This window comes from Variovorax sp. F042 (assembly GCF_057814215.1).
This window is the reverse complement of the sequence record NZ_JBVASX010000001.1, coordinates 1,722,018-1,738,758: the sequence shown is the minus strand read 5'-3', so window position 1 is coordinate 1,738,758 and position 16,741 is coordinate 1,722,018. Positions and strand designations below refer to the sequence as shown.

Below are 16,741 nucleotides of genomic sequence, written 5' to 3'. Positions count from 1 at the left end.
ACAGCGTCCGAGTCCGAGGCCGATCCGCAAGTCAGCCTGCACGGCGAACACCTGGCCTACGTCATCTACACCTCAGGCTCCACAGGCCGCCCCAAGGGTGCAGCCATTCGCCATCAAGCCCTGTTCAGCTGCATGGCCTGGATGCAGGAGTTCTACACCCTCGCAGGCGCTGACACGGTCCTGCACAAGGCCCCCTTCGGCTTCGACGTGTCGGTCTGGGAGATGTTCTGGCCGCTGACCTCTGGTGCCAGACTGGTCATTGCCAACCCGGGCGATCACCGGGATCCGGTGCGCCTGGTCGAACTCATCCAGAAGCACCAGATCACGACGCTGAACTTCGTGCCCTCGATGCTGCAGGCGTTCCTGGCCTACGAGGGCATCGAAGCGACGACGAAGCTCAAGCACATCATCTGCGGCGGCGAGGCCATGCCGGCAGCCACGCAAAGAGAAGCACTTCAGCGCCTGAGCGGCGCCACGCTGCAGAACCTGTACGGGCCGACGGAGACGACGATCCACGTCACCCAGTGGACGTGCCGGGACGACGGCAGCAGCCAGGTGCCGATCGGCCGGCCGATCAGCCAGACGCAGGCGTATGTGCTGGATGGGAGCCTGAACGAGGTGCCCGTGGGCGTGGCCGGTGAGCTGTACCTGGGGGGCATCAACCTCGCACGGGGCTACCTGAAGCGGCCAGCACTGACGGCAGAGCGCTTCATCGCAGCGGCCAACGGAAGCCGGCTGTACCGCACGGGCGACCTTGTGCGCTGGAACAACGAGGGCCAGCTGGAGTACCTGGGTCGCATCGACCACCAGGTGAAGGTGCGGGGCTTCCGCATCGAGCTGGGGGAGATTGAGGCGCAGTTGCAGGCGCAGCCGGAAGTAAGAGAAGCAGTCGTCGTCGCGAACGAAGGCCCCGCAGGAGCGCGGCTCGTGGGCTACGTCTCGGGGCAACGCATAGACACCGCAACGCTGCGAGAGCGCCTTGCAGAGGCGCTGCCCGACTACATGGTGCCCAGCGTCATCGTGGTGCTCGATGCACTGCCGCTGAACGCCAACGGCAAGGTAGACCGCAAGGCGCTGCCAGCACCGGAGTTCACGAGCGACAGGGCGTACGAGGCGCCCGAGGGCGAGATCGAGCAGGCGCTCGCAACGATCTGGGCCGAAGTGCTCGGCGTCGCCCGCGTGGGCCGCAACGACAACTTCTTCGAACTCGGCGGCGACTCCATCCTCAGCCTCAAGGTAGCGGCGCGCGCCGCCAGGGCCGGCGTGCAACTGAATCCCCGACAGGTGTTCGAACACCAGAGCCTGTCGCGCATCGCCCATGCCATCAGGATCGATCACGCTTCACAGGCACCGGCAATTCCCGTACTGACGACAACGCAGCGCGCCGGCACCCTCGCGCTGTCCCACGCGCAAATGCGCCAGTGGTTCCTGTGGCAGCTCGACCCCGCAAGCACCGCGTATCACATCAGCGGCGCACTGAAGCTGGAAGGCAAGCTCGATGTAGAGGCCGTGCGCGCGAGTTTCAACGCGCTGGTGCAGCGCCACGAGTCCCTGCGCACAGTGTTCCGCGCCGACGCGCAAGGCCTGGCCCGGCAACTGATCCGCGAAGCCGGAGCGCTGGACATCGCCATGGTCGATCTCGCGGCGCTGCACACCGGGCAGGAACGCGAAGCGCGCAGCAGGGAAGAAGCCCTGCGCCTGAGCCACACGCCCTTCGACCTGGGCGAAGGCCCGCTGCTGCGCGTAGGCCTGATCCGCCTGGCGCCCGAGGAGCACATGCTCGTCGTGGTGATGCACCACATCGTGTCCGACGGCTGGTCGATGCAGGTCATCGTCGACGAATTCGTGGCGCAGTACAGCGCACGCGTGCAAGGCTCGGTTGCAGCGTTGCCTCCATTGCCGATCCAGTACGCCGACTACGCCGCATGGCAGCGCGACTGGCTCGAAGCCGGCGAGCGCGACCGCCAGCTGGCGTACTGGACGCAGCACATCGGCACCGAGCAGCCCGTGCTGCAACTGCCCACCGACCACGCAAGAAAGGCCGACGGCCGATACAGCGCCGTGCGGCATGGATTCGAACTGCCGGGCGATCTCGTGCAGCGGCTGCACCGGCGCCTGCAGGGCCAGGGCGCGACGCTGTTCATGGGCTTGCTCGCGGGCTTCCAGGTACTGCTCAGCCGCTACACCGGCGAGCCCGACATTCGCGTGGGCGTGCCGGTTGCCAACCGCCACCGCGCCGAAACCGAAAGCGTGATCGGCTTCTTCGTCAACACGCAGGTGCTGCGCAACGTGCTCGACGGCCGCGAGAGCCTGACGCAGGTGCTGCTACGCGCCAGGGACGCCGCGCTCGGCGCACAGGCCCATCAGGATCTGCCGTTCGAGCAACTGGTGGAGGCGCTGCAGCCCGAGCGCAGCCTGAGCACCAGTCCGCTGTTCCAGGTCATGTTCAATCACCAGCGCGGCGACCTGAAGGCGCTGCAGAACCTGCCCGGTCTCACGCTGAGCGAGTGCGACCTGGGTGCGCAGGCCGCGCAGTTCGAACTGACGCTGGAAACCACTGAAAGCGCCGATGGCAGTGTGCGAGCGAGCCTGCGGTACGCCGCGGAACTGTTCGAGCCGCGGAGCATCGAGCGCATGGCGGGCCACTACCTCGCGGTGCTGTCCGCCCTGGCCGATCACCCCGAACAGCCTGTAGGCGACGTGGCATTGCTCGGTGAAGCCGAGCATGCGCAACTGGCCGCATGGGGCGCGCGAAAGCGGGCGGCTGAAACGAGTGAGCCGATTCATCGGTTGATCGAGAAGCAGGTCCGCGCGCATCCCGAAGCGCCTGCGCTGTCCTTCGGCGAGCAGACGCTCAGCTACGTCGAACTCAATGCACAAGCCAACCGCCTCGCACACCGGCTGATCGCCTTGGGCGTGCGGCCCGAGACCAAGGTGGGCATTGCGGTGGAGCGCTCCATCGAGATGGTGGTGGGCATCCTGGCGATCCTGAAGGCCGGCGGTGCCTACGTGCCGCTGGATCCGGAATATCCGGCCGACCGGCTGGCCTACATGGTCGGCGACAGTGGCATCAGGCTGCTGCTCACGCAGAGCCACCTGCAGGTGCCAGGCGCCGAAGCGCTGCAGGTGCTGGCGCTGGACACGCTCGACCTGTCCGAGGAGCCGTCGCACGACCCGCAGGTCGAACTGCACGGTGAGAACCTCGCCTACGTCATCTACACGTCGGGCTCCACGGGCCGGCCCAAGGGTGCGCAGCTGTGCCATCGCAACGTGAGCCGCCTGTTGAGCGCCACAGATGCGTGGTTCGGCTTCGGCGCTGACGACGTCTGGACGATGTTCCACTCCTACGCCTTCGACTTCTCCGTGTGGGAGATCTTTGGCGCCCTGTGCACCGGCGGCAAGCTGGTGGTCGTGCCGTTCTGGGTGAGCCGCTCGCCTGAAGACTTTCTGCAGCTGCTGCGCAAGGAGCGCGTCACGGTGCTCAACCAGACGCCCTCCGCCTTCGGTCAGCTCACCAGCCTGCCCCAGGCCCATGAAGGCGGCCTGGCGCTTCGCACGGTGATCTTCGGCGGCGAGGCGCTGGATCCGCAGCGCCTGCGCGGGTGGATAGAGCACCACGGCGACGACAGCCCGCAGCTGATCAACATGTACGGCATCACCGAGACCACGGTGCATGTGACCTGGCGGCGCATCACCGCTGCGGACGTCGGCGAGGCGCGCAGTCCGGTGGGCATCGCGATCCCGGACCTGGGGCTTCGGGTGCTCGACGGGCAGCTCAACCCGGTGCCGCTGGGCGTGGCGGGCGAGCTGTACGTCTCGGGCGCCGGGTTGGCGCGCGGTTACCTGAACCGCGAGGGCCTGACGGCAGAAAGATTCATCGCAGCGGAAGACGGGGAGCGGCTGTACCGCACGGGCGACCTGGTGCGCTGGAACGTGGAGGGCCAACTGGAGTACCTGGGCCGCATCGACCACCAGGTGAAGGTGCGGGGCTTTCGCATCGAGCTGGGCGAGATCGAGGCAGGGTTGCTGGCGCAGCCGGAGGTGCGCGAAGCCGTGGTCATTGCGAACGACGGCCCCGCGGGTACACGGCTGGTGGGCTATGTGTCGGGGCAGGACATCGACACCGCCGTGTTGCGCGAGCGTCTCGGCGGGGCGCTGCCCGACTACATGGTGCCCGCGGTGCTGGTGGTGCTCGACGCGCTGCCGCTGAACGCGAACGGCAAGGTGGACCGCAAGGCGCTGCCGGCGCCGGAGTTCACCGCGAGCAGCGCGTACGAGGCACCGCGGGACGAGACCGAAGAGAAGCTCGCCGCCATCTGGGCGGAGGTGCTGGGTGCCGAGCGCGTGGGGCGCAACGACAACTTCTTCGAGCTTGGCGGGCACTCGCTGCTTTCCGCGCGGCTGGTGGCGCGCCTGCATGCTGCCATGCAAAGCGAACTCACGATCCGCGACGTCTTCCAGTACCCGACCCTGGCCGCAATGGCCGCCCGGATCGCCGAGGCCCTTCGGGACAGCCCCGTGGTCCAGGCCCTTTCAGAAATCGATTCGCTGATCGACAGCATGGAGACCGTTTGATGGAAACCACAGCAACCCGTCGCATCGCCGAGCGCTTCTCCCGGTTGTCGACCGAGCAGCGCCGCGTGGTGTACGAGGGGATCCGTTCCAAGGGTCTGACGCTCGACCAGTTTCCCATCCTCCCGCGCGAAGACGCGGCGCAGGACCGCTGCCATGTCTCCTACGCGCAGCAGCGCCAGTGGTTCCTGTGGCAGCTCGATCCGCAGAGCACGGCCTATCACATCAGCGACGCGCTCAAGCTCACGGGCGCACTGGATGTGGACGCGGTACGCACGAGCTTCAAGGCATTGGTGGCGCGCCATGAATCGTTGCGTACGGTGTTTCGCGCCGATGCCGACGGGCTCGCCGAGCAGGTGATTCGCGAAGACGGCGAACTCGACTTCTCGCTGCTGGACCTCAGCCTGACGGACGCCGACGCCCGCGAAGCGATGGCCCGCGAAGCAGCACACCGCATCGGCAACACGCCCTTCGACCTGACGCAAGGACCGCTGCTGAGGGTGGCGCTGATCCGCCTGGCGCCCGAGGCGCACGTGCTGGTGCTGGTGATGCACCACATCGTCTCGGACGGCGGGTCGCTGCAGATCATCGTGGACGAGTTTGTGGCTCAGTACCGCGCCTGCGTGCAGCACGAAGCGGCGGCGCTGCAGGCAATGCCGATCCAGTACGCCGACTACGCCGTGTGGCAGCGGCACTGGCTGGAGGCCGGCGAGCAGGAGCGCCAGCTCGCCTACTGGAAGGCGCAACTCGGCGCGACGCAGCCGGTGCTGCAACTGCCGCTCGACCGCGCCCGAAGGCCCGATGCCCGGTATGGCGCGGCCGCCCATCGGGTCGAGTTGCCCGTGTCGCTGGTTCAGGGCCTGCAGAAGCGGACCCGGAGCCAGGGGGGCACGATGTTCATGGTGCTGCTGGCCGGCTTCCAGGTGCTGCTCGGTCGCTACAGCGGCCAGCAAGACATTCGCGTGGGCGTGCCGATTACGAACCGCCACCGTGTGGAGACTGAAGGCGTCGTCGGCTTTTTCGTCAACACGCAGGTGCTGCGCGCCGTGGTGGACAACCGCACCAGCCTGTTGCAGGTGCTGGCGCAGACGCACGAGGCGGCATTGGGCGCGCAGATGCATCAGGACCTGCCGTTCGAGCAATTGGTCGAGGCACTGCAGCCCGAGCGCATTCCGGGAATCCAGCCGCTGTTCCAGGTGCTGTTCAATCATCAGCGCGCGGATTTCTCGGGACTGGAGGGGCTGACGGGGCTTGCGCTGGAGCCCTACGACTTGGGCGCCCAGGCCGCGCAGTTCGAGCTGATGCTGGTCACCGACGAGAGCCCCGACGGCCGGCTGCATGCGAAGTTCAGCTATGCGGCAGAGCTGTTCGATGCCTCGACCATCGAGCGCATGGCCGGCCACTATCTGGCGGTGCTGCAGGCACTGGCGGACCACCCCGAACAGGCCGTGGGCGAGGTGACGTTGTTGAGCGAAGCCGAACGGGCGCAGCTCGCGGCCTGGGGTGCCAATTCGCAAAGCTTTCCGGATGCGACGCCGGTGCACCGGCTGATCGAAAGGCAGGCTGCGCAGCAGCCCGAAGCGGCAGCGCTGGTGTTCGGCGACGAGATGCTGAGCTACGGCGAACTCAACGCCAGGGCCAACCGCCTCGCGCACCACCTGATCGCGCTGGGCGTCAAGGCTGAAACGAAGGTGGGGATCGCGGTGGAGCGTTCCATGGAGATGGTGGTGGGCCTGCTGGGCATCCTCAAGGCCGGCGGCGCTTATGTTCCGATGGACCCGGAGTACCCCGCGGAGCGGCTGGCCTACATGGCGCAGGACAGCGGCGTTGCACTGCTGCTGACGCAAAGCCATCTGGAGTCGCAGGTGCCGCGCGCCGAGGGATTGCGCGTGCTGGCGCTCGACACGCTGGACCTGGACGCACAGCCCGCAAGCGACCCGCAGGTCGCGCTGCACGGCGAGAACCTCGCCTACGTGATCTACACCTCGGGCTCCACCGGCAGGCCCAAGGGCGCGCAGATGAGCCATCGCAACGTGACGCGGCTGCTCGGCGCCACCGATGCCTGGTTCCGGTTCGGCCGGCAGGACACCTGGACCCTTTTCCATTCCTATGCCTTCGATTTCTCGGTGTGGGAAATCTTCGGCGCGCTGTGCTCCGGCGGCAAGCTGGTCATCGTGCCGTTCTGGGTCAGCCGGTCGCCCGAAGACTTCCTGCAACTGCTGCGGACGCAGAAGGTGACGGTGCTCAACCAGACGCCTTCGGCGTTCGGCCAGTTGATCAGCCTGCCGCAGGCCTACGAGGCTGGCCAGGAGCGCCTGGCGCTGCGCGCGGTGATCTTCGGCGGTGAGGCCCTGGACCCGCAGCGGCTGCGCCAGTGGATCGAGCACCATGGAGACGAAAGCCCGCAGCTGGTCAACATGTACGGGATCACCGAGACGACGGTGCATGTGACCTACCGGCGGATCACGGCGGCAGACATGGGCCGGCAGCGCAGTCCGGTCGGCCTTGCCATTCCGGACCTCGGGCTGCGGGTGCTCGATGCGCATCTGAACCCGGTGCCGGTCGGCGTGGCCGGCGAGTTGCATGTCTTCGGCGCCGGCCTCGCGCGCGGCTACCTGCACAGGGCCGGCCTGACGTCGGAACGCTTCGTCGCGGGAGCGGACGGAGAGCGGTTGTACCGCACGGGCGACCTTGTGCGCTGGAACAACGAGGGGCAGCTGGAGTACCTGGGCCGCATCGACCACCAGGTGAAGGTGCGGGGCTTCCGCATCGAGCTGGGAGAGATCGAGGCGCAGTTGCTGGCGCTGCCCGAAGTGCGCGAGGCGGTTGTGGTGGCCGACGAAGGCCCCGCCGGCACGAGGCTGGTGGGCTACGTATCGCCGCATGCCGGCCAGGCGATCGACGTTGCGCAGCTGAAGGAGCAACTGGGCCAGGCGCTGCCCGACTACATGGTCCCCGCGGCAATCGTCGTGCTGCAGGGATTGCCGCTCAACACGAACGGCAAGGTAGATCGCAAGGCGCTGCCGGCCGCGGAATTCACGAGCGAACAGGCTTACGAAGCGCCCGAGGGCGAGGTGGAAGAGAAGCTCGCGGCGATCTGGGCCGAGGTGCTGGGCGCGGCGCGCGTGGGGCGGCAGGACAGCTTCTTCGAACTCGGCGGCCATTCGCTGCTGGCGCTGCGGCTTTTGGAGCGCATGCGCGCCCAGGGCTGGGCGGCACAGGTGCGCACGCTGTTCCAGCAGCCCCGGCTCGGCGCCTTCGCGCAGGCGCTGGCGCAGGAGCCGGTGCGACGGGAAGTGATTGTTCCGCCCAACGGCATTCCGGCGGATTGCAGGGCGATCCAGCCGGAGATGCTGACGCTTGTGGCGCTGGATGCGCGGCAGATTGCGCGCATCGAGGCGGCGGTGCCGGGCGGGGCGGCCAACGTGCAAGACATCTACCCGCTGGTGCCGATGCAGGAGGGGATGCTCTTCCACCACATGCTGCAGACGGAGGGCGACGCATACATCACGCTGAACCGCCTGAGTTTCGAGAGCCGCGAAAGGCTCGAGCACTTCGTCGCCAGCTTCAACGAAGTGATTGCGCGCCATGACATCCTGCGAACGGCCGTGATGTGGGAAGACCTGCCCGAACCGGTGCAGGTGGTGCATCGCAAGGCGTTGCTCGAGCTCCAGTGGCTGGCAGATGCCGAGCCGAGTGGTGCGAGCGCGGCCGCACGGCTCGATGCGCACGTCGACCCGGCCCGCTACCGCATCGACGTGCGCAAGGCACCGATGCTCAGGGCCATCGCCGCTCACGACACGGACAACGGCCGCTGGCTCCTTCAACTGGCGAACCATCACCTGGTGGTGGACCACACCACGCTGGAGCTGGTCGTCGAGGAAATCGCGCTGATCCAGCAAGGGCGAAAGGCCGAGCTGTCGACACCCGTGCCGTTCCGGCGCTTCGTCGGGCAGGCCAGGCTGGACGTGAGCCAGGTCGAGCACAAGGCCTTCTTCAGCCGGATGCTCGCCGATGTGGAGGAGCCGACAGCGCCCTTCGGCCTGCTCGACGTGCAGGGCGACGGCACCCGCGTGCGCGAAACCTCGCTCGCGCTGGACGCCCGACTCGCGTTGCAGGTCAGGCGGCAGGCACAGAGACATGGCGTGAGCGCCGCGGCGCTGTTCCACCTGGCCTGGGCGCTGGTGGTGAGCAAGACCACGGGCAGGGACGACGTGGTGTTCGGCACCGTGCTGTTCGGCCGCATGCAGGGCGGCGCGAATGCCGACCGGGCGCTGGGCATGTTCATCAACACGCTGCCCGTGCGCGTTCGGCTGGGAACGCAAGGCGTGCAGGCATGCGTGCGCCAGACGCATGCGGCACTGATCGAGCTGATGCATCACGAATACGCCAGCCTCTCGCTGGCCCAGCGCTGCAGCGGACTGCCGGAGCGGATGCCGCTGTTCACGGCGCTGCTGAACTACCGCTACGGCGCGCAGCAGGGCAAGGCGGCGCAGAAGGGCCCGCTCTGGGAGGGCATGGAGATCCTCGGCAGCAGGGAGCGCACCAACTACCCGATAGAGATGTCGGTGGACGACCTGGGCGAGGGCTTCGGGTTGGTCGCGCAGATTCACGCGGCCGTGGATGCCGGGCGCGTGTGCGACCTGATGGTTGCAGCTGTCGAGGCCGTAGCGCAGGGCCTGTCGCTGCAGCCCGACTGGCCGGTCTGCGAACTCGGGGTGATGTCCGATGGCGAGCAGCGCCAGCTTGCCGCGTGGGGTGAAAACGCTGTGCGGTACACCGAGGATGTGCCGGTGCACCGGCTGATCGAGCGACAGGTCGCGGCACATCGCGACGCGGTGGCGCTGGTCTTCGGCGACGAGATGCTGAGCTACGGCGAACTCAACGCAAGAGCCAACCGCCTCGCGCACCATCTGATCGCTCTGGGCGTGAAGCCGGAGACGAAGGTGGGGATTGCGGTGGAGCGCTCCATCGACATGGTGGTTGGCGTGCTCGCGATCCTGAAGGCCGGCGGTGCGTATGTGCCGCTGGACCCGGAGTACCCGGTGGACCGGCTGGCCTACATGGTGGCTGACAGCGGCATCGCGCTGCTGCTCACGCAGAGTCACCTGAGAGCCCTGGTGCCGGGCGCCGAGGCGCTGCAGGTACTGGCACTGGACACGCTGGACACCGGCGGCTGCTCCGATGCGGACCCGCAGATCGCGCTGGGCGGCGAGAACCTGGCCTACGTCATCTACACCTCCGGCTCCACGGGAAAACCGAAGGGCGTGATGGTGCGGCACCTGTCGCTCAGCCACTTCATGCTGAGCATGAAAGACGCACCGGGCATGACGCAGGACGACGTGCTGGTCGCGGTCACTTCCCTGTCGTTCGACATCGCTGCCCTGGAGCTGTATCTGCCGCTGCTCAGCGGTGCGCGCCTCGTGCTGGCATCGAGGGATGTGGTGCGAAGCGGCAGTGCGCTCGGGAAACTGATGGATGACTGCGGCGCCACGGTGCTTCAGTCCACGCCCGCGGGCTGGCGGCTTCTGCGGGCCACCGGATGGAATGGTGGCCAGCTTGCGAACTTCAAGGGCCTGTGCGGTGGAGAAGCGCTGCAGGAAGACCTTGCGGAAGACCTGCGGGCGATCGGTGTCGAGCTCTGGAACATGTACGGCCCCACCGAAACGACCATCTGGTCGACGGCGGCCGAGGTTCGCGGCAGGCCTCGCATCGGCGGACCGATTGCGGCCACAACGCTCCACGTGCTGGACGGATTCCTGAACCCGGCACCGGTAGGTGTGCCGGGCGAGCTGTTCCTGGGCGGCATCGGCTTGGCGCGCGGCTACTTCCAGCGCGCGGGCCTGACGTCCGAGCGTTTCATTGCGGCGGGAGACGGTCAGCGCTTGTACCGCACGGGCGACCTGGTGCGATGGAACGCTGAAGGGCAGCTGGAGTACCTGGGCCGCATCGACCACCAGGTGAAGGTGCGGGGCTTCCGCATCGAGCTGGGGGAGATCGAGGCGCAGCTGCTGGCGCAGCCCGAAGTGCGCGAGGCCGTGGTGGTGGCGCGCGAAGGCGCGAGTGGCGCATCGCTGGTCGCCTACATCGCATTGCAGGCGGGGAAAGCGATGGAGGTGGCGATGCTGCGCGACCGGCTCGCGGTGGTGCTGCCCGACTACATGGTGCCGGCCGCCATCGTCGTGCTCGACCGCCTGCCTTTGAACGGCAACGGCAAGGTCGACCGCAAGGCACTGCCGGAGGCGGAGTTCACGAGCGACCGTGCATACGAGGCGCCCGAAGGCGAGGTGGAGCAAAAGCTGGCTGCGATCTGGGCCGAGGTGCTGGGCGTTGCACGCGTGGGGCGGCATGACAGCTTCTTCGAGCTCGGCGGGCACTCCCTGCTGGCCGCACAACTCGCGTCGAGGGCACGCGTCGACGGCGGCTTCGAGTTGCCGCTGCGCAAGATATTCGAGCACCCGGTGCTTCGAGACCTTGCGAATGTCGCCCGGCAGGCGAGGCATGGCACCCCGTTGTCCAGCCAGGCACCGGTGCTGCAGCCGGTCGAGCGCATGGCCGACATGAAGCTCTCGCCCGCGCAACAGCGCTTGTGGCTGGTGAACCGGCTGTCGGACGGATCGACCGGCAAGCACTCGGCCTACAACATCTCGGCGGCGCTGCGGTTGTCGGGAGCGCTCGATGTCGATCTGGTGCGGGCCACGCTCGATGCCATCGTGCAGCGGCACGAAGTGCTGCGGACCTGCTTCCCCGAGAACGACGACGGCGACCCCGTGGCGCGTATCGCGCCAGAGAGCGAGCTCGTCGTTCCGTTGACGGATATTTCGCACCTGTCGGGCGAGTTCCGGGCGACAGCGATGAACGACGCGCTCGCCGTGCATGCGGGCACCGCGTTCGACCTGATCACTCGCCCGGCCTTTGCGGCGGCCGTGCTGCGCTTGCAGCCCGAGGAGCATGTGCTGCTTCTGTGCGTGCATCACATCGCGTTCGACGGCTGGTCGGAGGCCGTCTTCATCCAGGACTTCATGGCCCTGTATGCGGCGCTGCGGGAAGGGCGTGGCTCACCCCTTGCACCGCTCGCGATCCAGTACGCGGACTACGCCGACTGGAACCACCGCAAGCTCGCGCAGAACCTTGCGCAAGACACCGCGTTCTGGCGCGACTACCTCGATGCCGCTCCCGCCGTTTCCACGCTCAAACCCGATCGCACCCGTCCCCCTGTGGCTTCGGTGGCGGGCGACACGGTCGGCATCGACATCGGGCGCGAACTCGCGCAGGCGCTGCAGGGCCTGGCGCGGGAGCAGAAGACCTCGCTCTATGTGTTGCTGCTGTCGGCCTTCCTGCTCGTGCTGCACCGGCAGGCCGCGTCGGACGACCTGGTGGTCGGCACTGACGTTGCAGGGCGCGACCATCCGGCGCTCGAAGACCTGATCGGCTTCTTTGTCAGCGTGGTGCCGTTGCGCTCCCGGCTCTTGCCAGCACTGCCATTCGTGCAGTGGCTCTCGACGGTCAAGGAGAGCACGCTGTCGGCCTTCGAGCACCAGGACGTGCCTTTCGACCAGATCGTCGAGCTGGTCGGCGCGCCCCGCAGCCGCCAGCACAACCCGCTGGTGCAGGTTCTGTTCGTCATGCAGAACATGCCCGAAGAACGCTTCGAGATCCCGGGTGTCGTCATCGAGCCGATCGCGAAACCCGGAACGACATCGAAGTTCGACCTCGCGGTCTTCGTGAGCGAGAACGAAAGCGGCCTGTGGGCCGAGTGGACCTTTGCTTCCAGCCTGTATTTGCGCGAAACCATCGAACGCGCATCCGCCGCGTGGCGCGATCTCCTGCAGCAGGTTGTCGCGGCACCCAACGGCGTGCTGGAGAGTTTCGTCATTCAATCCAACCCGGAAAGAAAAACCATGTCATCTACTTCGCCTGCGCTGGGCAAACTGCAGAAGCTCAAGAAATTCGCGGACAAGGACCGCGACGTCCAGTCGGCACCGCGCTCGCCCGTGCGCACGTCCTTCCTGTCGGACCAACGGGCTTTTCCGCTGGTCATCGAGGCCACGAGCAGCGACATCGACGCGGTGGCATGGGCCCGGGAGCAGCGTGACTACATCGAGGCCAGCCTGCGCAAGCACGGCGGCATCCTGCTGCGCAATTTCGGCCTGCGTACGCCGCAGGAATTCGAGGCTTTTGCAGAAGTGATCGAGCCTGAGCTCTACGGCGGCTACGGCGACCTGCCGAAGAAGGAAGGCGGACGCAACACCTATCGCTCGACGCCGTACCCCGAGCGCCAGATGATCCTGTATCACAACGAGAGCTCGCACCTCGACCGCTGGCCGCGCAAGCAGTGGTTCTTCTGCGAGCTGCCTTCGCCCGTGGGCGGCGCCACGCCCATCGTCGATTGCCGCGAGATGCTGCGCCATCTGCCGGCCGACATGGTGGCGGAGTTCGAGCGCAAGGAGCTGTTGTACGTGCGCACCTTCGTGCCCCGGTTCGACGTGAGCTGGCAGGACTTCTTCAAGACCGACAGCAAGGCGGAGGTCGAGGCGCGTCTCGCACTGGCGGGCACCGCCTGGCGCTGGCTGGACGAGGAAACCCTGCAGACCCGCACCCGTTGCCCGGCGGTGATCACGCACCCCGTCACGGGCGAGCGCGTTTTCTTCAACCAGATCCAGCTGCACCATGTGAGTTGCCTGGAGGCGGACGTGCGCGAAGACTTGCTGGTCATGGCCGGAGGCCTGGATCGCCTGCCGCGGCACGTGACCTATGGCGACGGTACGCCGATCGATGATGAGACCATGGCGATCGTCGGCCGTGCCTACGAGGCGTGCGCCGTGCGCTTCGACTGGCGCCAGGGCGATGTGGTGATGCTCGACAACATGCTCGCGGCACACGCGCGGGACCCGTACGAGGGGCCGCGCAAGATCGTGGTCGCCATGGGCGCGATGTTCGACCGCGCTGCCCAGCAACCCGTTGTGTCCGAGGGTTGAAGCCGTGGCTGCCATCCTTGAAACCACGAGTTCCGCTTTGCCGCTCAGCCCGGAGCAGCGTGCCATCTGGGCCCAGCACGGAGAACAGGCCGCGACCGGCGCGCCCAAGCTCGTGCTGCTGGCCGATCTTGGCGGTGAGCTCGATGCGGCGCGCCTGCAGGCTGCGGTGCAGTCGGTGGTGCAGGCCCATGTGGCGCTGCGCTCGGCTGTGTTGCAGGTTCCCGGCTTCCGGGGCCTGCGGCAACAGGCACTCGATGCGGTGGTCGCGCCGGGCCTGAAAAAAATCGACCTTCGCGGCAATGACGACAGTGCGGCCGCACTGGCCGACTGGATCGCCGTGTGTACGGAAGAGCCGCTGGATGTCGCAAGCGGCGCGCTGCTGCGCATAGGGATCGCCCGGCTCGGAGAAACACGACACAAGCTCCTGCTGGTTGCCAGCGTGTTCGCTGCGGACAAGGGCAGCCTGCAGGGCTTGCTGGATCAGATTGCCACGGCCTACCTGACGGGGCAGGTCGTCGATGCGGACGAGGTCTTCCAGTACGCGCAGTTCGTCGAATGGCGCCAGGAACTCGACAGCGACGACGAAGCGGCCGACGGGCGTGGCTACTGGCATGCCTACATCGACCGCGCCGACATGCTGCAGGCGCCGCGCCTGAACACCCGGGCGGACGGGGAGCGCGAAGGCACACCGACTCGCATCAGCCTCGACCTTCCTCTTGACGCGGCGCTCGCCGCCCGCATGCAGGAAGTGGCCGGGCAGCTTGGGTGCGGCACCGACTTGCTGCTGCAGGCCGTTTGGTGGCTGCTCGTGGCCCGGCTGACGGGCCACCGGCCATTCGTTGCCGGCTGGCAGAACGATTGCCGGCGCAACTACGAAGTGATGCAGGGAGCAGTGGGCGTCTTCGAGAAGATCCTGCCCGTGGTCGTGGATGTCGCGCCTGAAGAGCGCTTATCCGACTGGATCGGGCGCCTGGGCAAAACAGTCGAGGCGCATACCGAGGCGCAGGAGTACTGGGCAATCGATGCGCCGCCGATCTCCGCGCACCTCGACGTGGGCTTCGGTTTCGACGAGGCGCCTGTGCGGTCGCACGGTGCCGTGTCATGGCGTGTGGACACCGCGCCCGGGCCGCAGCCTTGTTTTGAGCTGGCCCTGCAGGTCGGCCAGGCCGGGCAGGCGTTCACGCTGTCCGTGCATGCGGACGCATCGCGCTATTCACCGCTGGCCGTGGAGCGGTTGCTGTGGCAGTACAGCACGTTGCTCGAGGATGCCGTGGCGCAGCCTCGCGCGACGGTTGGCAGTCTCGCGCTGGTCGGTTCGCGCGAGCGCGAATTGCTGTTGCTCGCAGCCCGTGGCGAGGAGGCGGATTTCGGAACCCTCACGCTGGCCGAGCAGGTCGCCGGCTGGGCTCGGACGACGCCGGACGCGCCCGCGCTGGAGGCAGGCGATGTGCTTCTGAGCTACCGCGAATTCGATGCGCGAATCAACCGGATGGCGCACTGGCTGCAGGCCAAGGGCGCTACGGCCGGCGCGCTGGTGGCGCTCAACCTTCCGCGGTCGGTCGACTTGCTGGTAGCGATGTTCGCGAGTTGGCGCATCGGGGCGGGCTACCTGCCGCTGGACCCCGAATGGCCCGCTGCACGCCGTCAGGCCGTGCTGGAAGACGCCGTGCCGTCGCTCGTGCTCCATGCCACCGGGTCGGCTTCGCCCGGCGATGCACCGTGGCGTCAGGCATCGCTCGGTGACATGGACCGGGGCGGCTTTGCCGACAGCGCGCCGGCACACCAGCCTGCGATGCGGGACCTGGCCTATGTGCTCTACACCTCGGGTTCGACGGGAACGCCCAAGGGCGTGGTGATCGAGCAGGGGCAATTGCTCAACTACGTGGCGGCGGTGTCGTCGGCCATGGACCTGGGCCGCTGCCGTCGCTGGGCGCTCACCAGTTCGGTCGTCGCGGACCTGGGCAACACGGCGCTCTTCGGTGCGTTCCACAACGGCGCCTGCCTCGTCGTGGCGGGCCCCGGCGACGTGAAGGATGCGCGCGCTTTCGCGGGCTTCATGCGCGAACGCCGGATCGACGCGCTCAAGATGGTGCCCTCCCACCTGGAGGCCTTGCTCGAGGACGATGCACCGAAGCTGCCCGACACGCTGGTGCTGGGCGGCGAGGCCGCACCGCGCTCGCTCATCGAGCGCATCGCGCGGCTCGCACCGCAGACCGTGGTCTACAACCACTACGGCCCCACGGAAACGACGGTGGGTGTGATGGTGCATCGTGTGCCGGCAGAAGGCGCCTCGTCTTCGGTGCTGCCGCTGTCGCGCGTGCTGGCGAACAACCGCATCCATGTACTGGATGAGTCCCTGCGCGTGGTGCCGAGCGGTGCGCTGGGGGCGGTGTATGTCGGCGGTGCGCAGCTGTGCCGCGGCTATCTGAACCGGGAAGTGGAAGGCGCTTTCGTGGCCGATCCATTCCAGCCCGGGCAAAAGCTCTACCGCACGGGCGACCTGGCCTGCGTGCTGCCCGAGGGCGGCATCCGCCTGGCAGGGCGGGCTGACGACCAGGTCAAGATCCGGGGTTTTCGTGTCGAGCCGGCCGAGGTGGAGGCGGTGCTGCTGTCGCAGCCCGGCGTACGGCAGGCCGTGGTGCTGGCGTTGCCGGCCGGCGGAGGCGACGCCGAACTCCGCGCCTTCGTCGTGGCAGACGAGTTGTTCGCATCGGAGGCCGACCGTTCGGCGCTGACCGGGCGGCTGGGCACGCTGCTGCCCGCGCACATGGTGCCCGCACGCTGCACCTTCGTTGCGGAGTTCGCGCGGCTGCCGAACGGAAAAATCGATCGCCAGTCGTTGCTGTCCGCAGCAAAGGTCGATGACCGGAAGCCGGTGACAACGGCCCCGCGCGACGCACTCGAATCGGTGCTGGCGCAGTGCATGGCCAGCCTCGTTCAGCGCGACGTCATCGGTGTGGAAGACGACTTCTTCGAACTGGGCGGGCACTCGCTGCTCGTGATCAAGCTGGTGGCGCGCATCCGCAAGCTGCTGCGACTCGATATCGCGCCGGGGCTGGTGTTCGACCATCCCACCGTCGCCACGCTGGCGGCGGCGCTTCGCGCGCTGGAGGAGCAGGACGTCGAGCGAATGGAACTGCTGGCGCACACGCACGAGCAAGCTCGCCTCAAGGACTCAGGATCAGTTTGAT

3 protein-coding genes are annotated in these 16,741 nt (G+C 67.5%); all 3 read left to right on the top strand.

Annotation, left to right across the window (positions count from 1 at the left end; translation table 11 throughout):
- Positions 1 to 4,575 (top strand): amino acid adenylation domain-containing protein (locus ACZYSP_RS08365; protein WP_489013654.1); only part of this gene is annotated, 4,575 nt, incomplete at its 5' end.
- On the top strand, positions 4,575 to 13,550 hold the full coding sequence (locus ACZYSP_RS08360) for an amino acid adenylation domain-containing protein (RefSeq protein WP_489013652.1): 8,976 nt from the start codon (positions 4,575 to 4,577) through the stop codon (positions 13,548 to 13,550). The genes ACZYSP_RS08365 and ACZYSP_RS08360, both read left to right, overlap by 1 nt.
- A 4-nt stretch (positions 13,551 to 13,554) precedes the next feature.
- Entirely contained in the window at positions 13,555 to 16,740 is a 3,186-nt protein-coding gene (locus ACZYSP_RS08355) for a non-ribosomal peptide synthetase (protein ID WP_489013650.1), read from the top strand.
- Position 16,741 lies beyond the last annotated feature (1 nt).

Bases quoted from the DNA above. Each gene is read 5' to 3' on its own strand.
- ACZYSP_RS08360 (WP_489013652.1), top strand. From the start codon at position 4,575: ATGGAAACCACAGCAACCCGTCGCATCGCCGAGCGCTTCTCCCGGTTG.